This is a genomic window from Tenacibaculum sp. IB213877, from assembly GCF_034043975.1.
Lineage (GTDB): Bacteria > Bacteroidota > Bacteroidia > Flavobacteriales > Flavobacteriaceae > Polaribacter.
Genome location: NZ_JAXCHH010000014.1, coordinates 14,991 through 37,339 on the forward strand (window position 1 = coordinate 14,991; position 22,349 = coordinate 37,339).

21 protein-coding genes are annotated in these 22,349 nt (G+C 31.1%); 13 read left to right on the forward strand and 8 right to left on the reverse strand.

Annotated features, from left to right (window positions below; genetic code table 11):
* Window positions 1–281: 281 nt before the first annotated feature.
* Complete coding sequence (locus SLH33_RS12660; protein WP_320419488.1) at window positions 282–635, forward strand: hypothetical protein; 354 nt, start codon at window positions 282–284, stop codon at window positions 633–635.
* Between the two features lie 56 nt (window positions 636–691).
* Here the strand turns inward: SLH33_RS12660 and SLH33_RS12665 are convergent, their stop codons facing one another.
* From SLH33_RS12665 to idi, 3 genes are read right to left on the reverse strand one after another with little or no spacing between them, the layout of a single operon-like run.
* Window positions 692–1,672, reverse strand: a complete 981-nt coding sequence (locus SLH33_RS12665; RefSeq protein ID WP_320419489.1) for a type I phosphomannose isomerase catalytic subunit — start codon at window positions 1,670–1,672, stop codon at window positions 692–694.
* Window positions 1,673–2,086, reverse strand: a complete 414-nt coding sequence (locus SLH33_RS12670; RefSeq protein WP_320419491.1) for a 6-pyruvoyl trahydropterin synthase family protein — start codon at window positions 2,084–2,086, stop codon at window positions 1,673–1,675.
* On the reverse strand, window positions 2,079–2,618 hold the full coding sequence (idi, locus tag SLH33_RS12675; protein WP_320419492.1) for an isopentenyl-diphosphate Delta-isomerase: 540 nt from the start codon (window positions 2,616–2,618) through the stop codon (window positions 2,079–2,081). Before idi ends, SLH33_RS12670 begins: the two co-directional genes overlap by 8 nt.
* Window positions 2,619–2,728: 110 nt before the next feature.
* On the opposite strand from idi, the gene SLH33_RS12680 reads away from it, so the two are divergent.
* The 8 genes from SLH33_RS12680 to SLH33_RS12715 all read left to right on the forward strand — a co-directional run bounded on the left by SLH33_RS12680 (window position 2,729) and on the right by SLH33_RS12715 (window position 10,747).
* A complete protein-coding gene (locus SLH33_RS12680) occupies window positions 2,729–3,427 on the forward strand; it encodes a peptidylprolyl isomerase (protein ID WP_320419493.1) in 699 nt (232 codons plus the stop codon).
* A 110-nt stretch (window positions 3,428–3,537) separates the two neighbouring features.
* Window positions 3,538–5,127, forward strand: coding sequence for a peptide chain release factor 3 (locus tag SLH33_RS12685; RefSeq protein ID WP_320419494.1), 1,590 nt, complete (start codon window positions 3,538–3,540; stop codon window positions 5,125–5,127).
* Window positions 5,120–6,778: a hypothetical protein gene (locus tag SLH33_RS12690; RefSeq protein WP_320419495.1), complete on the forward strand. Its 1,659-nt coding sequence runs from the start codon at window positions 5,120–5,122 to the stop codon at window positions 6,776–6,778. The genes SLH33_RS12685 and SLH33_RS12690 overlap by 8 nt, the downstream gene beginning before the upstream one ends.
* A 28-nt stretch (window positions 6,779–6,806) precedes the next feature.
* Window positions 6,807–7,736 carry a peptidylprolyl isomerase gene (locus tag SLH33_RS12695; RefSeq protein WP_320419496.1) on the forward strand — a complete coding sequence of 310 codons (930 nt, stop codon included), beginning with the start codon at window positions 6,807–6,809 and terminating at the stop codon, window positions 7,734–7,736.
* 177 nt (window positions 7,737–7,913) lie between these two features.
* Window positions 7,914–8,606 (forward strand): energy transducer TonB, encoded by a 693-nt coding sequence (locus SLH33_RS12700; RefSeq protein ID WP_320419498.1) that lies wholly within the window; start codon window positions 7,914–7,916, stop codon window positions 8,604–8,606.
* Window positions 8,607–8,724: 118 nt separating this feature from the next.
* Window positions 8,725–9,816: an energy transducer TonB gene (locus tag SLH33_RS12705; protein ID WP_320419499.1), complete on the forward strand. Its 1,092-nt coding sequence runs from the start codon at window positions 8,725–8,727 to the stop codon at window positions 9,814–9,816.
* Between the two features lie 132 nt (window positions 9,817–9,948).
* A complete protein-coding gene (locus SLH33_RS12710) occupies window positions 9,949–10,410 on the forward strand; it encodes a DUF962 domain-containing protein (protein WP_320419500.1) in 462 nt (153 codons plus the stop codon).
* A 1-nt stretch (window position 10,411) separates the two neighbouring features.
* Window positions 10,412–10,747 carry a tRNA-binding protein gene (locus tag SLH33_RS12715; RefSeq protein ID WP_320419501.1) on the forward strand — a complete coding sequence of 112 codons (336 nt, stop codon included), beginning with the start codon at window positions 10,412–10,414 and terminating at the stop codon, window positions 10,745–10,747.
* On the opposite strand, the gene SLH33_RS12720 is transcribed toward SLH33_RS12715, so the two are convergent.
* A complete protein-coding gene (locus tag SLH33_RS12720; protein ID WP_320419502.1) occupies window positions 10,748–10,906 on the reverse strand; it encodes a YqaE/Pmp3 family membrane protein in 159 nt (52 codons plus the stop codon). It lies immediately after the preceding gene.
* A 315-nt stretch (window positions 10,907–11,221) separates the two neighbouring features.
* Here SLH33_RS12720 and SLH33_RS12725 point away from each other — a divergent pair, with 315 nt between their 5' ends.
* From SLH33_RS12725 to SLH33_RS12740, 4 genes are all read left to right on the forward strand, one after another.
* A complete protein-coding gene (locus SLH33_RS12725) occupies window positions 11,222–12,649 on the forward strand; it encodes a VOC family protein (RefSeq protein ID WP_320419503.1) in 1,428 nt (475 codons plus the stop codon).
* 136 nt (window positions 12,650–12,785) lie between these two features.
* Window positions 12,786–13,244, forward strand: a complete 459-nt coding sequence (locus tag SLH33_RS12730) for a winged helix-turn-helix transcriptional regulator (RefSeq protein WP_320419504.1) — start codon at window positions 12,786–12,788, stop codon at window positions 13,242–13,244.
* Window positions 13,245–13,249: 5 nt separating this feature from the next.
* Entirely contained in the window at window positions 13,250–16,147 is a 2,898-nt protein-coding gene (locus SLH33_RS12735; protein WP_320419505.1) for an FAD-binding and (Fe-S)-binding domain-containing protein, read from the forward strand.
* 62 nt (window positions 16,148–16,209) lie between these two features.
* The gene (locus tag SLH33_RS12740; protein WP_320419506.1) at window positions 16,210–16,665 is read left to right on the forward strand and encodes a hypothetical protein; all 456 of its coding nucleotides are present in this window, start codon (window positions 16,210–16,212) and stop codon (window positions 16,663–16,665) included.
* Between the two features lie 64 nt (window positions 16,666–16,729).
* Here the strand turns inward: SLH33_RS12740 and SLH33_RS12745 are convergent, their stop codons facing one another.
* The 4 genes from SLH33_RS12745 to SLH33_RS12760 all read right to left on the reverse strand — a co-directional run.
* On the reverse strand, window positions 16,730–17,599 hold the full coding sequence (locus SLH33_RS12745; RefSeq protein WP_320419507.1) for an OmpA family protein: 870 nt from the start codon (window positions 17,597–17,599) through the stop codon (window positions 16,730–16,732).
* A gap of 169 nt (window positions 17,600–17,768) precedes the next feature.
* Window positions 17,769–19,745 carry an OmpA family protein gene (locus SLH33_RS12750; protein ID WP_320419508.1) on the reverse strand — a complete coding sequence of 659 codons (1,977 nt, stop codon included), beginning with the start codon at window positions 19,743–19,745 and terminating at the stop codon, window positions 17,769–17,771.
* A gap of 21 nt (window positions 19,746–19,766) precedes the next feature.
* Window positions 19,767–20,720 (reverse strand): type IX secretion system membrane protein PorP/SprF, encoded by a 954-nt coding sequence (locus SLH33_RS12755; RefSeq protein WP_320419509.1) that lies wholly within the window; start codon window positions 20,718–20,720, stop codon window positions 19,767–19,769.
* 18 nt (window positions 20,721–20,738) lie between these two features.
* On the reverse strand, window positions 20,739–22,349 hold a 1,611-nt coding region (locus SLH33_RS12760; protein WP_320419510.1), incomplete at its 5' end, for a gliding motility-associated C-terminal domain-containing protein.

Genomic DNA, 22,349 nt, shown 5'->3' on the forward strand with positions numbered 1-22,349 from the left:
CGGCATGATTATGTATGTATTTATTATGCGCAAACAGCAGATATACATTACAGCACCTTTCAATAAAATTTGATTTATATTTAATATTTTATTCATATATACAAAAGGTGCTTTTAACAAAAAGCACCTTTTTTTATTCAGTAACATTTAATTTTTAATAATATGAAAACAACAGTAAAAATGATCCGACAAATTGAGCAACAGGTAATGATTAAAATGTATTGTGTACAAAATCCATTTTTTAGAGAACCGAATTTACTAATACTCAACCCGTAACCATTATGAACACTTTTATAAATACATCCAACCAACTACTTCAATTTACTGTTAACAAAAAACAAGTTAGCAAGAAAAACGTACTGAAAACTTCAATTTTATATGATAAAGTTGAGCATTCTGCCAATTTATCTGTAAATCCTTTTAAAGAAAACCTGATAGAAGACGGTTTTAAATCTTTTGAACTTACCATTTTAAATGATGCTTATTTAAATGATAAGTTATACATAAAGAACAATATTAAAAAATATAACGACTCAGAGCTGGAACTGAAAGTAACGGTTTATAAAAAATCTGAGCGTAATCAAGATATCATTTGTAAAGCCACTTTTGGCTATTCTTTAGAAAAAGCTTCTTAGTTAAGCTTTTTTGGTTTGTTTGTTTGAAGAAAGCTCAAGGAATCCCTTGAGCTTTTTTATGGTATAAAAACTTCTAATAATTCAGTTTTTTCTTTAGAAGCGATAGAGATTTTTTTGATACAAGCCGGAACTAATAACGTTTGTCCCATTTGTAATTTTTCTTTTTGACCTTGATACTCAAACTCAGCTTCTCCCTCAACACACATGTATATTACAAAACTATCTTTATCAGAATGGTTAACCTCTATTTTTCCTAAAACAGGGAGTATATTGGTAGTAAAATACGGACAAGAAACTATTGGTGATGAGGTATTTTCTTGTTTAGTGTATGCTGTTTTATAACTTTCTTGTGCTTTGTAATCTATAGCATCAATTGCTAAATCTGTATGAAGTTCACGGTAATTCCCTTCAGAATCTTGACGATCCCAATCATACACACGGTAAGTAATATCTGATGTTTGCTGAATTTCTGCCAATAAAACACCCGCTCCAATAGCATGAACCCTACCTGTTGGAATAAAATAAACATCTCCTTTATTTACCAAATCAACATTTAAAATATCTAACAGAGATTTGTTATTTAAATGATGTATGTATTCCTTTTGATCACTATCTTTTTGAAAACCTACAATTAAATTTGCGTTTTTATCGGCTTGCATTACATACCACATTTCCGTTTTTCCAAAGGAATTATGACGTTTTTTTGCTAATTCATCATGCGGATGCAATTGAATGCTTAATGCTTCTTTAGCATCAATAAATTTTATAAGTAACGGAAATTTATCTCCAAACTGATCATATATCTTCTCTCCTACTAAATCTGCTTTGTAAATAGAAAGTAGTTCTTTTAAATCTTTTCCTTTTAAACTTCCATTACTTACAACAGAAGTATCTCCTTCAACATCAGAAATTTCCCAACTTTCTCCAATATCTTTTCTATCAGATTTTTTGTTAAGTAACTTCATTAGTTTTTCTCCTCCCCAAATCTTATCCTTTAAAATGGGTTCGAACTTTATAAATTGATTGATTTTTGCCATTTACTCTCCTGAATAGCTTACAAAATTACGAGGTGTTTCGTAAAGTGTTATTTTTAAATCTAAGTGTTGAGGAATGTGTTCTCTAAGTTTATTATAAATGACTACAGAAATGTTTTCTGCAGATGGATTTATATTTTTAAAATCTTCTACTTCTAAATTTAAGTTTTTATGATCAAAAGCTTCCTCTATTTCTTCTCTTATCAATTCTTTTAATTTACCTAAATCATATACATAACCTGTTTCTTGATCAATTTCTCCAGTTAAGGCTACTATTAGCTCATAGTTATGACCATGAAAATGAGGATTGCTACACTTATTGAATACTTCAAAGTTCTTTTCAGCCGACCAATCTTTTCTGTATAATCGGTGAGCTGCATTAAAATGGGCTTTTCTATGTACAGTTACTCTAGGCATTATTACTCAACTCAAATTTTGCTATTTTGTCATACGATTTTTCAAAAATGATTTTAAACCACGCAGTATAATGTTGTGGGTACTGCTCCATATCATTTTTTACTTCTTTTAAAGTCATCCATTTATAAGCTTCAACCTCTTCTTTATTTATACTTGGTTCATCATTAAATTTACCAATCATTACATGATCATATTCATGCTCTGTTAATCCATTATCAAACGGAGCCTTGTATATGAATGAAAAAACTTCTTCCAGTTCACAAGTAAAACCCATTTCTTCCTGCAAACGACGTTTACCGGCTTCAATATTCGTTTCTCCATCTCGTTGATGCGAACAACATGTGTTAGTCCATAACAAAGGCGAATGATATTTGCCTTTAGCTCTTTGTTGTAACATCAATTGGTTTTTATCATTAAAAACAAAAACCGAAAAAGCCCTATGCAACAAAGCTTTTTCATGTGCTTCCATTTTTGGCATCAAACCAACTTTATTGTCTTGCTCGTCAACTAAAATTACTTGTTCTTCAATCATGAAACAAATGTACTAAAATCGAATTTCAAAAAAACTACCTTTTTATAAAACAATATTATGTATAGTATAACAATAATTTATCTTTACAGCCTTAAAATCATTTTTCTTTCATGAAAACATTCAAATATCTCTTACTTTTTACATTATTAACATTTATTTTTAGTTGTAAAAAAGAAGATAAAAACAATACAAATACAATACCTGCAACCATAAAAAAAGAAACAGTTAAAAAAGAGCAAAAGAAGCTAAACAAGCCTTGGGATAGTTTAAATCATAAAAACACCACTGCTTTTTTAACAAAATCTAGCCAATTAAACCCTGAAAACAAAGCTGTTATCAAAACAAAGTTTGGTGAAATAAAATTAAAATTATACGATGACACTCCTTTACACAGAGCAAACTTTATCTTTTTAACTAAAGTAGGATATTTCAACAGCACTGTTTTTTATAGAATAGTAAAAAATATGGCAATTCAAGGAGGAGATTCTGACAATAAAACTACAGCTAGAATAAGAAACAAGTATAGAAACTATGTTATTAAGCCTGAAATTAAACCAACTAAAAAACATACATACGGTGCGTTAGCTGCTGCTAGAAATATTGAAGATAATGTAGGTAAATTCTCAAGTCCATTTGACTTTTACATTGTAACTAATAAATACGGTGCGCATCATTTAGATGGCGATTACACAATTTTTGGCGAAGTCATTTCTGGCTATTCAACCATAGAAAAAATAACTAAAGTAGAAACAACTCCTGATGAATGGCCTGTAGAAGATATTGCAATGACTATTGAAATTTTAGAATAATTTTTCTAAAAACACATCTTTTTAATTAATTTTAAAAGAGCAAAATAGCTATTATTCTGTTTTGCTCTTTTTCTATTTAAAACGTACCTTTGCGCCTTCAAAATTTATACATGAGTTTTTTAAAAGAAATACAAAAAAGAAGAACTTTCGGTATTATTTCCCATCCCGATGCCGGTAAAACAACCTTAACAGAAAAGTTATTACTTTTTGGTGGTGCAATTCAAGAAGCCGGTGCGGTAAAAAGTAATAAAATTAAAAAAGGAGCTACTTCCGATTTTATGGAGATTGAGCGTCAGCGTGGAATTTCGGTAGCAACATCGGTATTAGCTTTTAACTATCGTGATAGAAAAATTAATATTTTAGATACTCCAGGTCACAAAGATTTTGCAGAGGATACGTTCAGGACTTTAACTGCTGTAGATAGTGTTATTGTGGTGATTGACGTTGCCAAAGGGGTTGAGGAACAAACAGAAAAATTGGTAGAAGTTTGTAGAATGCGAAACATACCAATGATAGTGTTCATCAACAAATTAGACCGTGAAGGTAAAGACGCATTTGATTTATTAGATGAAGTTGAACAAAAATTAGGATTACACGTTACACCTTTGAGCTTCCCTATTGGAATGGGATATGATTTCAAAGGAATCTATAATATTTGGGAAAAGAAAATCAACATCTACTCAGAGGTTAACAAACAAAAAATTACAAAAGGAATCGAATTTGACAATGTTAATAACCCTGAATTAGATAAACTAGTAGGTGAAGATGCAGCTAATACCTTACGTGAAGAATTGGAATTGGTATATGAAGTATATCCTGAATTCGATCAAAAAGCGTACGTAGAAGGAAAATTACAACCCGTTTTCTTTGGTTCTGCATTGAATAACTTTGGCGTTAAAGAATTGTTAGATTGTTTTATTGACATCGCTCCTAACCCACAACCTAAAATGGCGGAAGAGCGTTTGGTAGATTCAAAAGAAGATAAATTAACCGGATTTGTATTTAAAATCCACGCCAATATGGATCCTAAGCACCGTGACCGTTTAGCGTTTGTTAAAATTGTATCGGGTACATTTAAACGTAACACTCCCTATTTACATGTTCGAAACGGAAAAAAAGTAAAATTCTCGAGTCCAAATGCATTTTTTGCTGAAAAGAAAGAAATTGTAGAAGAGTCTTTTGCAGGAGATATTGTTGGACTTCATGATACCGGGAACTTTAAAATTGGCGATACATTAACAGAAGGTGAACAATTGAATTTTAAAGGAATTCCTAGTTTCTCTCCAGAGCATTTCCGTTACGTGAATAATGCTGATCCTTTAAAAGCAAAACAATTATACAAAGGTTTAGATCAGTTAATGGATGAAGGAGTTGCTCAATTATTTACGTTAGACATGAACGGACGTAAAATTATTGGTACTGTGGGTGCACTTCAGTACGAAGTAATTCAATATCGTTTAGAACATGAATACGGAGCAAAATGTATGTATGAAAATATTGCAGTTCATAAAGCTTGCTGGGTACAACCTGAAGACCCAAAAAACGAAGAATTTCAAGAATTTAAACGTGTTAAACAACGTTATTTAGCAAAAGATAAACAAGGTCAAATGGTATTTTTAGCAGATTCTGCTTTTACCATTCAAATGACACAAAGTAAATATCCAACGGTTAAATTACATTTTACCAGTGAGTTTGAGTAAAACAGAAAATAATAAAGATATCGTCATTGCGAGGAACGAAGCAATCTTTTTAAAGAGATTACTTCAAAAAGCTCGTCTTGAGCGAAGTCGAAAGGTTCGTAATGACGTCTTTTTATCTTGGTTCTTGATTCTTTTCTCTTTTCTATCTTATAGTCAAGAAGATATTTCAACTTTAAAAGGAAAAGAACTGAATAATAAAGTACGTTTGAATTTCATTCCGGTTTCTATGCCTTCGGATAAATTTCCGCAATTAAAACCAACAATGGGATTAGCAGGTTTACATTATCAAGTTCCTTTTAACGATTGGTTATACGGTGGTGCCGCTTTTCATTTTGCTGTGACTGGTGATCAAGGCGGATTGTTTACTTTGGGGGCAGAATTAGGCATCAACAAACAATTATATAAAAATTTATATCTAGATGCTAACTTCCACTTTGGTGGTGGCGGTGGCTATAGAAAGTATGTAAACGACGGAGCTTTTATCAATCCGAATATTGGTTTACAGTACAAACACAACAATTATTCAGTTGGAGTTCAATACAGTTATATAGATTTCTTTTCTGGAGAAATAAAAGATGATGCAGTTTCTGTTTTTGTTGAAATACCAAGCGTGTTACGATTGACAGATTACAAAAATGCACACAAAAAGTTCATTGCTAATAATGACTCAACTGATAACTTTTGGCAAAAACCAATAGTTAAAAATGTACAACAAGTTCGTTTTGATTTCTTTTTCCCTTTCGGACAATCTAAAAAAGATAATGCTACAGAACTTAAAGAAACATTATACGTGCTAGGTTTTGAATATCAAAAATACGTTAACGAAAACACCTTTTTATTTGCCCATACCGATGCTATTTACAAAGGTTTACGTGCTGGCTTTATGGATTTGTTTTTTGGTGCAGGATATCACCCTTATCAATCAAAATATATCAATCTTTTTACCAAGTTTGGAATTGGAGCTGCTGGGGGACGAATTGCTCCTGAAGGTGGTTTAACTATGTATCCGTCTGCTGGAATCGACTTAAAACTAGCTAATAATTTTGCATTGAGTGGACATGGTGGTTATTACAGAGCATTAGATGGAGATTTTGAAGCTTACACACTAGGTTTTGGTCTTAAATACTTCGGATTAAATGGAGGAACTAAAACTTCTTCCGAAGAAAATATTTCCTATTTTAAAACACAAGCAATTACGGTAAGTTTAGAAAATCAAACCTATTTTGATGTAGCTAAAACAGATGATCCAGATGATATACTTGCGGTAGACCTACAATTATTAGCGCTTCAATTTAATTATGATATTACTAAAAATATCTATTTAATTGGTGAAGCTGGTTTTGCTTACGGAGGGAGATCAGGTGGTTATGCTCATGGTTTAGCTGGAATGGGAATCAAAACCAATTCATTTTTCAATGATAAGTTCTACGGATTTTTAGATGTTGTTGGTGGAGCTGCAGGTGGAGCCGGTGTTGATACCGATGAAGGCATAGTTGTTAGACCAACTGCAGGTATAAACTATGAATTGGCTAATAATTTCTCAATTTCCGTTTCTGGAGGAAAATTATACTCTCCTTTCGGAAATGTAAATTCAACAAATATAAATGTGGGGTTAAACTTCAGTTTTGCAAGTTTATCTGCTCAAAAATAAAGTGTAAATAGATTTTAAAATTAAAACAATGAACAACGGAATTTATGCAAAATTCACTACTCCAAAAGGAGATATTTTAGTGAACTTAGAATATGAAAAAACTCCTGGAACTGTAGGTAACTTTGTTGCTTTAGCAGAAGGAAACTTAGAAAACTCAGCAAAACCACAGGGAACTCCTTACTATAACGGATTAAAATTCCACCGTGTAATTCCTGATTTTATGATCCAAGGTGGATGTCCACAAGGAACAGGAACTGGTAACCCTGGTTATAAATTTGATGATGAAATTCATCCAGAGTTAAAACATGATGCTCCAGGTAAATTATCAATGGCAAATGCAGGTCCAGGAACAAACGGATCTCAATTTTTTATCACTCACGTTGCTACTCCATGGTTAGACGGTAAACATACGGTTTTTGGTAGTGTTGTTGAAGGACAAGAGGTTGTTGACGCTGTTGAGCAAGGTGATGAAATGAACGTAGAGATCATCCGTGTTGGTGATGTTGCTGAAAAATGGAACGCTGTAGAAGCTTTCAGAACTTTTGAAGGTGCTCGTGAAAAACGTGAAGCAGAAGAAAAAGCACGTCAAAAAGAATTATTAGATTCTGTTGCTGCTGGTTATGATGAAACTCCAAGTGGTTTACGCTATAAAATCTTACAACAAGGAGAAGGTAAAAAAGCTACTAAAGGATCTATGGTTTCTGTACATTACAAAGGTCAGTTATTAGACGGAACTGTATTTGATTCCTCATACAAACGTAAACAACCAATCGATTTTACTATTGGAGTTGGACAAGTAATTCCTGGTTGGGATGAAGGAATTCAATTATTACAAGTGGGTGACAAAGCTCGTTTAGTAATTCCATCTGATTTAGCCTATGGTGCTGCTGGTGCTGGAGGTGTAATTCCACCAAACGCAACCTTAATTTTTGATGTAGAATTAATGAATGTAAAATAATACTATAAAATAATTTTTCTTTATGGTAATGAATTAGGCTAAAGTTAACACTTTAGCCTTTTTTGTTAAGTGAAAGTTATATCATGAATAATTATTAACAATGAAATAAAAATGACTTAACCCATACAAACAACAATATATTGAACATTTGTAATCAGAAATTAAGAACAATTACAAATGAAAAACATATTACTTCCTTTACTGTTTATAATCATTACAAACACTCTGAATTCACAGCATATTCAAGAACAATGTGAATCTCCCAAAATAGAAGAAAATGATTTAAATTCAATAACAAAATGTTCAATTGAAAAGATTGAAGATGATAAAAATAAATCAAATGTAATCTTGAATATTTCATCTTATAAAACCAATAAAAAAACTGCATCACACATCATTAGAAGAAAAAGAAAGAAGAGTGCTATCAATAATCAAAAACTTTCAAACTCAATTGATAAAAACCTAGGTACCATAGAGTTGAAAAATAATATTATTGAAAAAAAACTAACCAGTGAAAATATTTTATTTTCTTTAGTGGATGAAAAACCAACTTTTAAGAATTGTGAAAAAGCATCTATAAAGAATAAAACTAACTGCTTTAATTCTGAAATTTCAAATCATTTTTCTAAGAATTTTTATCCAGAAAGAGCATCCGAAGACGGAATAAATGGAAAAGTTTTTATACAATTTACCATAGATGTGCACGGAAATGTTAATAACTTGCGTATAAAAGCTAATACAAAATCACAAGATTTAGAAAACGAAATAGCTAGAGTTATCAATAAATTACCAAAGCTAAGCCCAGGTAAACACAGAGGTTTACCCGTAAATGTTATTTATAATTTGCCCATAAATTTCACTTCAAATTAAAAAAATAATTTCTTAAAAACTATTGTTAGAAAGTGTTTAAAAAAAAACAACTTTTATTTTAATATTCCATTATTATTTAATAAGTTAGCAACGTAAAGAATCCCTAATCCCTAAAGACATGATTAGAAAATTATTATTGCTAGTTGTTGTATTATTCTTACAACAAAATTTTTATGCCCAAGATAAGCAAACATGTGATACTCCAACAGATGAACCTGCTTTAGATTTAAACAGTATTACCAAATGTACTATTGAAAATACTGATGAAGAAGGTAACAAATCAAAACAAGTTTCTATTCAAGTAACATCAAGAAAAAGAGTTATTAGAAAAAGAGATGCTGTAACTGGAGTTGGATCTGTAAATACCTCTCATAAATTAGCAGACTTAAAGAAAAAAGCTTCATTAGTTGGATCATTAGATTTAAGCAAAGAAGAAGTAGTAGAAAAAGTACCATTTAACTTAGTTGAAGAAATCCCATTATTCAGCTCATGTGAAAAGGTAGCTATTTATGAGCAAGAGAAATGTTTTAAGGAAGAAATTTCTAACCATATCAAAAAGAACTTTAGATATCCGCAAGAAGCTTATGATAAAAGTATTCAAGGTCGAGTTTTAGTTCAATTTGTTATTGAAAAGGATGGTTCAGTTGGTGATTTAAATATTCGCGGACCCTATGGTGGAGAAATTTTAGAAGAAGAAGCTAAAAGAATTGTAAATAAATTACCTAAATTCAGACCAGGTAAGCACAATGGTAAAACTGTAAAAGTAAAATATGGTATTCCTATTGGATTTAGAATTCCTGGAAAAAAACCATCAAACGTAAAGCCTTCATCCAAAACTATAACTATTACAGATGCTATAAATATGGCAAAAACGGATTCTGCGCCTTTATTTAGAGCTTGTAAAAGAACTGGAGACAATAGTGTTGATTGCTTTAATGAAGAAATGATTAAGCACGTGAATAAATACTTTGCATATCCTCAAGAAGCTGTAGATAAAAATATTGAAGGAAAAGTATATGCTTATTTTATAGTTGATAAAAATGGTGATGTGGTAAATATTAAAACTAGAGGTCCTAAAGGAGGAGAAGTTTTAGAAACTGCTGTTAAAAAATTAGTAGAAAAATTACCAAAATTAGAGCCAGGAAAGAAAAGTGGTAAATCAGTAAATGTAAAATATGCATTCCCTATTAACTTCCAATTAAATGATTAAAATTATCAAAATATAAATTTTTAAAAGGTCAGATTTTATCTGACCTTTTTTATTTGCAAAAAATATAAACCATTTATTTTATCAAATATTCTATATAAACAATATATTTATATCTCAATTAAATTTTAAATTATGAAGACTGCTCAACAATGGTTTGATGAGTATGCTATAAGCCATCAAAATGAAACAAATCAATTAATACATTATATATGTGTTCCTGCAATTTTTTTTAGTGTCATTGGCTTACTAATGAGTATTCCAACCGGATTTTTAAAAAATACCTTTGGTTTGTACAATCCTTTAATTGAAAACTGGGCCTTTGTTATTGGAATAGGTATTTCATTATTCTTTTATTTACGACTTGGTTTTTGGTATTTTGCTAAAATGTTATTTTTAATACTAATATGTATTGCTGGTAATAATTGGATTAGCAATCACACAAACTTAGCTTTAGCTTCTATTTTGATTTTTGTAGTTGCTTGGATAGGTCAATTTTACGGACATAAAGTAGAAGGTAAAAAACCTTCATTTCTAAAAGATTTACAATTTTTATTAATTGGCCCTTTATGGGTAATTCAAAAATTATCTCAATAATATGGAAGAAATTGCTTTCGAAGACTTTTTAAAAGTGGATATTAGAGTGGGAACAATTCTAGAGGTAAACGATTTTCCTAAAGCGCGAAAACCAGCCTATCAACTCACTATAGATTTTGGCGAATTAGGCATTAAAAAATCAAGTGCTCAAATCACTGATTTGTACACAAAAGAACAGTTAGTTAACAAACAAATAACTGCAATTGTTAATTTTAAAGCTAGACAAATAGCAAACTTTATGAGTGAATGCCTAGTTTTAGGTGTTTATAATAATGATGGAAAAGTTGTTTTACTCCAATTATCAGAGAAAGCTAAAAACGGAGAGCAAGTTTCTTAACTATCTGTTCGGATTGTTCAAAATAACCAACGCTCCTATTACACCTGGTATCCAACCACAAAGTGTTAATAAAAAAATAATGATAAATGAACCACAACCTTTATCAATTACAGATAATGGAGGAAAAAAGATGGCAAGTAAAACTCTAAATATACCCATGAATTTTAATTAAGTTAATCATATAGAAGACGAACCATATAACATTTTGTTACAAAAAACCTCGCTTAGACGTTTATTTTACTTTTAATTTCATTATAACACTATTCTCTTTTTAGTTAAAATAATTTTTATACAGAACTAAAGTCAAATTGATTTTTAAAGAACTTCTTTTTAATTAAAATTACTTTTTTAATTTTAAACAAAACAACTTTAAAGTAAAATTAACACAAACCTCCTGTTTTTAATATGAATTTTACTTTTAAAATTTAAAATAAAGATTAAATTTATTTATTTTACATTAAAATCAAACAAATCATGTCATCAAAAGATACAATCAAAAATTTAGATACTTCAAAGACATTTGTGTCACCAGAATATATTCGTAATCGTTTCTCAACCATAATGTCAGATATGTACAAGAATGAAGTGCCTCTTTATGGTGAACTACTTGACTTGGTTCATGATATTAATGAAGAAGTTCTTTCAAAATCAAGAGAAATTAAAGAACAGTTAGCACATACAGGAGAAATCACCCGACTAAATATGGAGCGTCACGGTGCAATCCGTTTAGGTAAACCTTATGAATTGTTTACAATGAGACGTTTATTTAAAGTTATGGGAATGTATCCTGTTGGGTATTATGATTTAGCAACAGCCGGAGTTCCTGTTCACTCTACAGCATTTAGAGCTATTGAGAATACAGCCCTTAATCAAGCTCCATTTAGAGTATTTACCTCTTTACTACGTTTAGATTTAATTGATGATGATAAACTTCGCAATAATGTAGAAACTATTTTAGAGAACCGTCAAATTTTTACTGAAAAAGCACTAGAGTTAATTGATAAATCTGAAAAAGAAGGAGGATTAAATAAAGAGGATGCTGAAATCTTTGTTCAAGAAGCATTAGAAACTTTTAGATGGCATGATACTGCTACAGTAGATCACGAAATGTATGAAGCTTTACTTAACCAACACAGATTAATTGCTGATGTAGTTGCTTTTAAAGGTCCTCACATCAATCACTTAACACCTAGAACTTTAGATATAGATAAAGTACAATCGAGTATGGAAGCTCGTAATATTCCTCCAAAAGACAATATAGAAGGTCCTCCTACAAGAAAATGCCCAATTTTATTACGCCAAACTAGTTTTAAAGCATTAACTGAAAACGTAACCTTTAAATATAATTATGGAAACGGAAAAATGGGAGAACACAAAGCACGTTTTGGAGAGATTGAACAACGTGGTGTAGCATTAACTCAAAAAGGACTAGACTTGTATAATGAATTGTTAGGTAAAACACGTAAAGCAATTGGTGGTTCTCCAACTGCTGAAAACGCATCAGAATACAACCAATTATTAGCAGAAAATTTTACAGTTTTCCCTGATAATTACCAAGAGTTACAATCAAAAGAATTAGCCTATTTCCACTATTTTACTACCGATAAAGTAAAAAATATATTAAAAGATAAAGTATATACAAAAGCCGATGTAAATCAATTATTAGAAAACGGTTATTTAACTATAGAACCTATGGTTTACGAAGACTTTTTACCAGTAAGTGCTGCGGGAATTTTTGCTTCAAACCTGGGTACAGATGATGCAAAACGCAAGTATGAAGGAACCTCTAATCAATCATTATTTGAAAAAGATTTAGGCGAACCTGTATATAAATTGATTAAGTGGTATGAAGATATGCAGGAAGAAACCATTCAAAAATGTTTAGCGGAGCTAAATGCTTAAATAACTAAGCTAACTTTTAACTGTCACTCCTGCAAAAGCAGGAGTCTCTTTAAGAATAAAAATTTTCCAATATGAGATTCCTGCCTTCGTAGGAATGACAAAAACCAATTAAGTTATAAATAACAAAGTCATTCTTTTGAAAAATCAATTTGACTATATAGATCAGCAAATTTTAAAGCAATTAAGAACAGATGCTCGTAAAGCCTATTCTCAAATTGCTGACGAACTAAAAGTATCTAATTCTCTTATACATCAACGAATCAAAAAATTAACTCAAGAAGGAGTTATTAAAAATGCTGAATTTATTTTAGATGAAAAGAAATTAGGCTATAGCACAAAATCATACACAGGTATTCGTTTACGTGAAGCTCGATTTGCTAAAAGTGTTATGGAAGAATTATCTAAGATAGAAGAAGTTGTAGAAAGCAACTTTGTTTCGGGTAGTTATGCTATTTTTGTGTTGATATTCGCTAAAAACAATCAGCATTTACAAAAAATTCTATACGATCATATTCATTTAATCAATGGAGTTGCAGGTACCGATACGTTTATCTGTTTTGACACTGGTTTCAAACGAAATATTCCTATTAAATAAGGACAATGAGTATAAAAACACACTTAGAAAGCTTACATAAAACATTAAAAGGAGAACTGTTTTTTGATGATATGTACAAAAGTATGTATGCTACAGATGCATCTGTATACAGAAAAATTCCGTTAGCAGTTGCTTTTCCAAAGAATATATCAGATATAAAGGTACTCATTTCATTTGCTAAACAACATAACACCACCTTAATTCCTCGTACGGCAGGAACTTCGTTAGCAGGACAATGTGTGGGAGACGGAATTGTGGTTGATGTGTCAAAACATTTTACCAATATTTTAGCTTTTGATGAAATTAATAAAACCATAACTGTTGAACCAGGAGTAATACGAGATGATTTAAACAGATTTTTAAAACCTTTCGGATTGTTTTTTGGTCCGAATACATCAACATCAAATCGTTGTATGATTGGAGGAATGGTAGGAAACAACTCCTCTGGAAGTACTTCAATTAAATACGGGGTTACACGTGATAAAGTTTTGGCTATAGATGCTATTTTATCTGACGGAAGTTTAGCTACATTTTCCGAAGTAACCTCAAATGAATTCAGAAGTAAATCTTTAGAAAAAACTTTAGAAGGGAAAATTTATCAATCAATATTTTTTGAGCTAAGTTCTGCTGAAAATCAACAAGAAATAAAGAAAGAATTTCCTAAAGAAACTATTCATAGAAGAAATACAGGATATGCTGTTGACGAGTTTTTATCATCTGATTTATTTGGAGGAAATGACAACACAATTAACGTTGCCAAATTTTTATCAGGTAGTGAAGGAACTTTAGCTTTTTCTACAGCAATCACTATTCAATTAGATGACTTACCTCCTACTCAGAGTATTATGGTTGCTCCTCATTTTACAAGCGTAAATGAAAGTTTAAAAGCAACTGTTATTGCCATGAAACATAACTTATATACTTGTGAGTTGATGGATAAAGTAGTGTTAGATTGTACTAAAAATAATCGTGAGCAATCAAAGAATCGATTCTTTTTACAAGGAGATCCGGAAGCAGTTTTAATGTTGGAAGTTAAAGCTGATACTATTGAAGAAGCAGAAAAAAGAGCAGAAGCATTAATTCAAGATCTTAAAAACAATGGTTTTGGATATCATCATCCAAAAGTATATGGAAATGATATAAACAAAGTTTTAGATCTCAGAAAAGCTGGTTTAGGTTTACTCGGAAATATGGTCGGTGATGACAAAGCAGTTGCTTGTATTGAAGATACTGCTGTTGATTTAAATGACTTACCGGAATATATTCAAGAGTTTTCAGCTATTATGGATAAATACGAACAGCGTGCCGTTTATTATGCACATGCTGGTGCTGGTGAGCTTCACCTCCGTCCTATCTTGAATTTAAAAAAATCGGCAGATGTTGATTTGTTTAGAAGAATAACGACTGAAACTGCTGAGTTAGTAAAAAAATATAACGGTTCTTTTAGTGGTGAACATGGTGATGGTATTGTTCGCGCAGAATTTATTCCGCTAATGATTGGTGAAAAGAATTACCAATTATTACGCAGAATTAAAAAAGCTTTTGATCCTGATAATGTTTTTAATAAAGGAAAGATTACAGATGCTTTTCCTATGGATAAAAGTTTACGCTATGAAGTTGATAGAATTGAACCTGAAATTAATACCATCTTAGATTTTTCTGATAGCGAAGGCATTTTAAAATTAGCAGAAAAATGTAATGGTTCTGGAGATTGTAGAAAATCACCAAAAGCTGGCGGAACTCTATGCCCGAGTTACAGAGCTACTCGAAATGAAAAGGATACCACTCGTGCTCGAGCAAACACTTTACGTGAGTTTTTAACAAATTCTGAAAAAGCAAATAAGTTCAATCATGAGGAATTAAAAGAGGTTTTTGACCTTTGTTTGAGCTGTAAAGCTTGTTCTAGTGAATGTCCAAGTAATGTTGATGTGGCTTCTTTAAAAGCTGAATTTTTGTATCAATATCAAGAAGAAAACGGATATTCTTTCAGAAGTAAATTATTTGCCAACAATGCTAAATACAATAAACTAGGAAGTAAATTTCCTACCATTACTAATTTATTAACTAATACACTTTTAGCAAAAAAAGTAATGGGAGTTGCTACAGAAAGAAGTGTTCCTAAACTAGCAAAACAAACATTACAAGCTTGGTATAACAACCAAAAAACAACTTCCGAAGGAAAAAAAGTGTATTTGTTTAATGATGAATTTACTAATTTTTATGATGCAGAAGTTGGAAAAGATGCTGTTTATGTATTACAAAAATTGGGCTATGATGTTCAAATTATTGAACACGAAGAAAGTGGTAGAAGCTATATTTCTAAAGGATTTTTAAAAGAAGCTAAAGAAATAGCGAATAAAAATATCTCAGTGTTTAAAGATTTAATTTCTGAAGAAAATCCTCTGATCGGAATTGAACCTTCAGCAATTTTAACGTTTAGAGATGAGTACTTGCGAATCGCAAGTGATAAAATAGCTGCAAAGAAACTTTCTGAGAATTGCTTTACAATTGAAGAATTTTTAGCACAAGAACATTCAAAAGGATTAATTGATACAACTTTATTTTCTAAAGAATCTAAAACAATAAAAATTCACGGTCATTGTCATCAAAAAGCGTTATCGAGTACACATGCTAGTTTTTCAGTTTTAAATATTCCTGAAAATTATTCAGTTACCATTATGAATACAGGTTGTTGCGGAATGGCGGGTTCTTTTGGGTACGAAAAAGAGCATTATGAAGTAAGCATGCAAGTGGGTGAAGATACATTATTCCCTAAAGTTAGAAACTGTTCAACAGACACTGAAATTGTTGCTTCTGGAACAAGTTGTAGGCATCAAATTTTTGATGGAACTCAAAGAGAAGCCAAACATTTTATTACAATTTTAAAAGAAGCATTGTGTTAAAAAATTGATTTACAGCACTTTGTTTTGTATCTTTAAGACAGTTATAATAAACATTTTGTCTTATGGGTACGAATAAAATCATTTTTAAAAATGCTGGTTTAATTTTTACAGGTATCGTAATTTTCTTTTTTGTAATGAAATTACTAGGATTAGACAATGTTTCTGAATTACGTTTCTTAAACTTTGTTTTTGTTCTATGGGGTGTAAACAATGCCATTAAATCAAATATTGAATTGAATCATGACAATCTGTATTTAAACAATTTTTCGGTAGGTATTGCAACTTCTGTAGTAGGCGTAGGTTTCACTATTTTAGGATTATTACTATATGTAGGTTTTCTTCAACCTAGCTTTATGCAGGTACTTGAAAATTCATCTTTTTGGGGTAGTAAACTAACATTGCCTTTAGTCATTTTTGCTCTGGCTATTGAAGGTATAGCTTCATCGGTTATGTGTTCATTTGTATTAATGCAGTATTATAAAAATTATAAAGCTGCATCTAATACTGTAGTTTCATAAAGTAACAAAGCTCCAACTTTTTTAAAAAAGTTGGAGCTTTTATCAAATAAGTAATCTTGTATAATTAGGGTTGAATAGTTTCATTTTGGGCTAACATACCAAAAAACTTATCTAAATTAGGTAAAATAACGATTCTTGTTCTTCTGTTTCTTGCTCTGTTTTCTCTAGAATCATTTTCAAAAAGTGGCATTGAACTTCCTCTTCCCGCTGCTATTAATCGGTTAGATTCTACTCCGTACTTTTTCTCTAAAATACGAACTATTGAAGTGGCTCTTTTTACACTTAAATCCCAGTTGTCTTGCACTACTGCATTGTTAATTGTACGTGAATCTGTATGACCTTCAATCATAACATCCATACTTGGTTCTGAATTAATGACATTTGCTAATTGCTCTATTAACTTGTATGCTTTTTTCTTTACTTTATAACTAGCCGTGTTAAAAAGCATATTATCAGCAACAGAAATCATTACAACAGTCTTATCAATATCTATGTTTACATCTTCAGGATCTAAATTAGAGGTATCTATAGATTTTTTTAAGTTGTATGCAATAGCAACATTCATTGAATCTTTTAGCGTTTTTGCATTAGTCAGTTCTGCTGGATCAACCTTTGCCAACGTTTCACGCATTCTTTCTTTTAATGAATTAGATATTACTGCTGAATTACCAACCATATCTAATTTTACATTGTTCTGCTCTTGCAAAGTTGAATTAAAACTTTTTAGTGAGTTGATTTTTTCATTGTAATTATCAACTCTTTTTTGAATTTTAGCAAACTTAGCTTCTAATTCTTCTTTTTCTAAGGTTGTTTTCTGTAAGTTACCTCTAGTATCGTTATACTGTTCTTCTAATGCTAGATACTTCTTTTTTGACACACACGATGTTAACGTAAGTGCAGCTAGAATTGTCAGGGGGACAACTATTTTTCTCATAATTAATTAGTTTTGATTTATTTTGTAAACGCCTTAACTATAAGATTATTTAATTTTAGCTGTTAAATATTGTTAAAAAGAAAAAACTCAATCATATTTAGATTGAGTTTTTAGAAATTACTATTAATTAGATTTTACTTGTAATCAAAGTATATTTTTTATTCATTTTTTATTTTTCTGAATTTACTTTATTTTTATCACTTACTATATAGAAATAAGATCTTCTATTTAACTGATGTTCTTCTTCTGTACATTTTTTGCTATTTTCATCATTACAGTGATTTAATAATTGATCCTCTCCATAACCTATAGCACTTACAATTCTATTGGGAGCTATCCCTCTTGAAATAATATAGTTTCTGGTGGATTTTGCTCTTCTATCAGACAATTTTCTGTTATAATCTTTGTTTCCTCTACTATCTGTATGTGATTCTATTTTAATAACCATATTTGGATGGTTACTCATAACGGTTACTATATTTTCAAGTTCATATTGAGCATCATCTCTAATTTCTGATTTATTATAATCAAAATAAATAGGTTTAATGACTATCTGGTTTCCAACAATTAATGGTCTTAATTGTAAATTAGCCGTTACAACCTTTCCGTTTTGTAATAACTCAATTGTATTTTTATTGTCTGATTTATAGTCTAGCTTATTAGCTACTATTGTAATTTTATTTAAAGAGCATGGTATATTTTTAAACTGATAATATCCTTTTGTATCTGTAACTGTTTCATCAATAACCTCCCCTGTGTTGGCTATTAATTTTATGCTTGCTTCTGCAATTGAGTTTTTATCTATAGTATTAGTTACAATTCCTTCAAGAACTTGGTTACAAGCTGGTTCTTCATAAATGATAAAACTGTAAATATCATCATCTCCTTTTCCTTTGGGTCTGTTAGAAGAGAAAAAACCTTTTTTACCTTTTTTATCTATATAAAATGAAAAATCATCTTTTGTACTATTAAAGGGACTTCCTAAGTTGATTGCTTTAGAAAAAACATTGTTTTCTTTAATTTTAGTTTGATAAATATCTAATAATCCATATCCTAAATGACCATTAGAAGAGAAGTATAAAGTATTATCATCCCCAACAAAAGGAAACATTTCTTTGCCTAAAGTATTAATTGTAGTGCCTAAGTTAATAGGCTCACTATAACCACTCTCTGTAATTGCTACTTTGTAAATATCGGTTTCTCCAATTCCTCCAGGCATATCAGAAACAAAGTAGAGTGTTTTTTCATCTGGACTTAAAGCCGGATGCCCAACCGAATATTGATCGCTATTAAAAGGAAGTTCTTGTATATTTAGCCAATATCCTTTTGAAAATTGTGCTTTGTAAAGTTTAAGATTGACTGTAGCTTTTTTGTCTTTACGTAACTTTCTTCCATCATAATTAACACGAGTAAAATACATGGTTTTCCCATCTTTAGTTATAATTGGAGTAGATTCATGATACTGTGTGTTTAATGGTTCTGGAAGCATTACTTTATCTTCCAGTTCAAAAACACTATCTTTTTCTGAGTCTTCAAGTGGCATAACAAAACTATAGGCTTTGTATATGTTTAAAAATGGTTGATTGTTCCACTTATAAAGTCTTTGTTTTCTTCCTTCTTTTGGTGAAGCTGATGCAAAATAGACATCTTCATTATATAAAAAGCCTCCAAAATCTGAATATGGTGTATTTAGAGCTAAATTTCTAATACTTATTCTTTTATTTTTATTGTTTGAAAAATCTAGTAAATAATCACCCTCAGAAACTTTTTCTTTAATATTTTTCAGCTCTTTTTTGTCTGCAATAATTAAAAAAAGCGAATCTGATTTTTGATATTTACGGTTACTCCTTAACACTTGAGCGTATTTAAATAAATAATCTAACTCAGTTTCTGAATGTTTTTCAATTAATTTAGAATACCAATTTTCTGCTTTTACGGTTTCTGAATTATTATAATAAGAGTCTCCTAATCTTTTTAAAATATATTTTGAGCTATCTCCTTGTTTGTATATAGCTTCATATAATTTAGCTGCTTGTACATAAGCATATTCATTAAAATATCTATCAGCAACTCTTTTACTTTGACCAAGAATTACAATTGAAGAAAAAAGAGTAAGAGTATAAGTTAGTAGTAACTTGTTGTTCATTTATATAGGCTTTATTGGCTTTTAGAAGAACCTTGGCGATTTCATCCTTGCTTCTCTAAAAATTTCATATCGTAACATAACTTCATGGGTACCAGAGTTTACAATATTATAATTTGACGTTGTTAAATCATAAGCATACCCAATATGTAGTGAATTACTAACTTGAAAGCCTAGTAAAACGGCAATAGAATCATCCCATCTCCAAGATAATCCTGCTCTAAATTTTTCATTAAACAAGAAGTTGGCAGAAACATCTAAAGATAATGGAGCACCCACAACCCCTTTAAATAATAAAGCTGGTTTAAATTTAATATTGTTTGTTAAATCATATACATATCCTGTTATTAAAAAGAAATGAAATCTTTCTACAGCTGTTTCTTCTTGTGAAGCTTTATTATCATCATAATGCTCTGATCTTAAAAAATTTGGCACTGATAAACCTATATACCATTGGGGTTCATGATAATATATACCTGCTCCGATTGTTGGTAAAAACTTATTGTTTATGTTTTGTGCAAATGCATCATCTCCATCTTGGTTTGTTCTTCCTAGAGACCAATCAATGTTTAATAATCTTCCTCCTAGTTTTAAACCGAAAGCTAAATTACCTTCTTCTCCAGTTTCAATTGTATATGAAACATTTGCATCTAAATAGGTCTCATGAGATGGACCTATTCTATCATTTACTAAATTAAATCCTAAACCAACTCTACTATAACCCAATGGTGTATCATAACTTAAAACTTGAGTATCTGGAGCTCCTTCAAATCCAACCCATTGTGTTCTACCTAACCCGGTTATAGTAGTATGTCCTCTAGAGCCTACATATGCTGGATTTACCGCCATAGTATTATACATATATTGTGTATACTGCGGATCTTGTTGTGCAAATGCATCTATATTAAAATAGATGCTTAAAATTGCACTTAAAATAGTTGGTAGAATTAATTTAACTCTATCTTTAGGGATTATCATATTATTTTAACTTTTCTTTTATCTGTTGATATAAATCCATCCTTTTGCAACTGGACTTCCATCTCCCAAATCAATTACATAAAAATAAGTTCCTACTGGTAATTGCTTTGGTGTACCTATTGTTGCTCTACCGTTAGAGGTTCCTTCAAATCTTACAGTTGCATTATTATATCCTTTTGCTGAATATACTGTATTTCCCCATCTATTAAATATTTCAACAGTATTATTCTTATATCTTTCTTTATCTATACACTTAATTTCTAAATAATCATTAATACCATCGCCATTAGGACTAAACTCATTAAATACTTTCAAACATGGATCTGTTACATTTATAGTAACTTTTGCCGTTTCTACGGTAGTAGACCCATCTGAGTTAGTTATTATAACTCCGTATACAAATGTATCAATTCCTGTAAAAGTTTCATTAGGAATATAGGTAATTGTTCCATCAGAATTTATTACAATAGAACCATTAGTTGGATTCGTTGTATCCCCCACATTAATTGCATCAGTTGTAAACGTATCATTTGACAATATATCAATATCTACAGACTCTCCTGAAGTTGTTTCTATTTCATCATCAACAGTATCATTTATTGGGTTCACAATTATATTTACTGTACTAGTACTACAACCTATGTTTAATGCGTCACAAATTGTATAAGTAAAAGAATCATTTCCATTAAAATCAGCATCTGGTATATAAGTAACTATATCATCACTAGGATCATTTGGTGTACCGCCATTATTAACTGTTATTATTCCATTAGATGGAGAGTTTACTTCTAACAACCCATCAGAAGGTATATTACTATCATTAGATAAAATGTTTATCACAATTTGGCTGTCTTCATCTAATTCTACTTCATCATCTTCACTTATCACTTCTGATTCCTTATCATCATCTTGTACCGTTACCGATCCGTTGGTTACCGCTCCTGTTGTTCCGCTGGTTACAACTCCCGTTGCTGCAAATACTTCATCTGCCTCTCCTGAGATTGTATCTTCCGTCGTTGGAACGCTTACGCTTCCTGTGGTAGCGCCTGCTGTAATGGTTACCGTGTAAACTACTCCGTCTACCGTTACTTCTACTGTAATGTCTTCTGTACTTGGGTTGCTTAAGGTTACCGGAACTATCGCGGTATCGCCTTCTGAAACTGTTACATCTCCAATAGTGACCGTTGGAGCACTATCATCATCTTGTACCGTTATCGATCCGTTAGTTATCGCTCCTGTTGTTCCGCTAGTAACTACACCCGTTGCTGTAAATACTTCGTCCGCCTCTCCTGAGATTGTATCTTCTGTCGTTGGAACGCTTACGCTTCCTGTGGTAGCGCCTGCTGTAATGGTTACCGTGTAAACTACTCCGTCTACCGTTACTTCTACTGTAATGTCTTCTGTACTTGGGTTGCTTAAGGTTACTGGAACTATCGCATTATCGCCTTCTGAAACTGTTACATCTCCAATAGTGACCGTTGGAGCACTATCATCATCTTGTACCGTTATCGATCCTTCGGTTACGGCTCCGGTGGTAGTTCCGCTGGTAACTGCACCCGTTGCTGCAAATACTTCGTCCGCCTCTCCTGAGATTGTATCTTCTGTCGTTGGAACTGTTACGCTTCCTGT

Bases quoted from the DNA above. Each gene is read 5' to 3' on its own strand.
- SLH33_RS12660 (WP_320419488.1), top strand. From the start codon at position 282: ATGAACACTTTTATAAATACATCCAACCAACTACTTCAATTTACTGTT.
- SLH33_RS12665 (WP_320419489.1), bottom strand. From the start codon at position 1,672: ATGGCAAAAATCAATCAATTTATAAAGTTCGAACCCATTTTAAAGGAT.
- SLH33_RS12670 (WP_320419491.1), bottom strand. From the start codon at position 2,086: ATGCCTAGAGTAACTGTACATAGAAAAGCCCATTTTAATGCAGCTCAC.
- idi (WP_320419492.1), bottom strand. From the start codon at position 2,618: ATGATTGAAGAACAAGTAATTTTAGTTGACGAGCAAGACAATAAAGTT.
- SLH33_RS12680 (WP_320419493.1), top strand. From the start codon at position 2,729: ATGAAAACATTCAAATATCTCTTACTTTTTACATTATTAACATTTATT.
- SLH33_RS12685 (WP_320419494.1), top strand. From the start codon at position 3,538: ATGAGTTTTTTAAAAGAAATACAAAAAAGAAGAACTTTCGGTATTATT.
- SLH33_RS12695 (WP_320419496.1), top strand. From the start codon at position 6,807: ATGAACAACGGAATTTATGCAAAATTCACTACTCCAAAAGGAGATATT.
- SLH33_RS12700 (WP_320419498.1), top strand. From the start codon at position 7,914: ATGAAAAACATATTACTTCCTTTACTGTTTATAATCATTACAAACACT.
- SLH33_RS12705 (WP_320419499.1), top strand. From the start codon at position 8,725: ATGATTAGAAAATTATTATTGCTAGTTGTTGTATTATTCTTACAACAA.
- SLH33_RS12710 (WP_320419500.1), top strand. From the start codon at position 9,949: ATGAAGACTGCTCAACAATGGTTTGATGAGTATGCTATAAGCCATCAA.
- SLH33_RS12715 (WP_320419501.1), top strand. From the start codon at position 10,412: ATGGAAGAAATTGCTTTCGAAGACTTTTTAAAAGTGGATATTAGAGTG.
- SLH33_RS12720 (WP_320419502.1), bottom strand. From the start codon at position 10,906: ATGGGTATATTTAGAGTTTTACTTGCCATCTTTTTTCCTCCATTATCT.
- SLH33_RS12725 (WP_320419503.1), top strand. From the start codon at position 11,222: ATGTCATCAAAAGATACAATCAAAAATTTAGATACTTCAAAGACATTT.
- SLH33_RS12735 (WP_320419505.1), top strand. From the start codon at position 13,250: ATGAGTATAAAAACACACTTAGAAAGCTTACATAAAACATTAAAAGGA.
- SLH33_RS12740 (WP_320419506.1), top strand. From the start codon at position 16,210: ATGGGTACGAATAAAATCATTTTTAAAAATGCTGGTTTAATTTTTACA.
- SLH33_RS12745 (WP_320419507.1), bottom strand. From the start codon at position 17,599: ATGAGAAAAATAGTTGTCCCCCTGACAATTCTAGCTGCACTTACGTTA.
- SLH33_RS12750 (WP_320419508.1), bottom strand. From the start codon at position 19,745: ATGAACAACAAGTTACTACTAACTTATACTCTTACTCTTTTTTCTTCA.
- SLH33_RS12755 (WP_320419509.1), bottom strand. From the start codon at position 20,720: ATGATAATCCCTAAAGATAGAGTTAAATTAATTCTACCAACTATTTTA.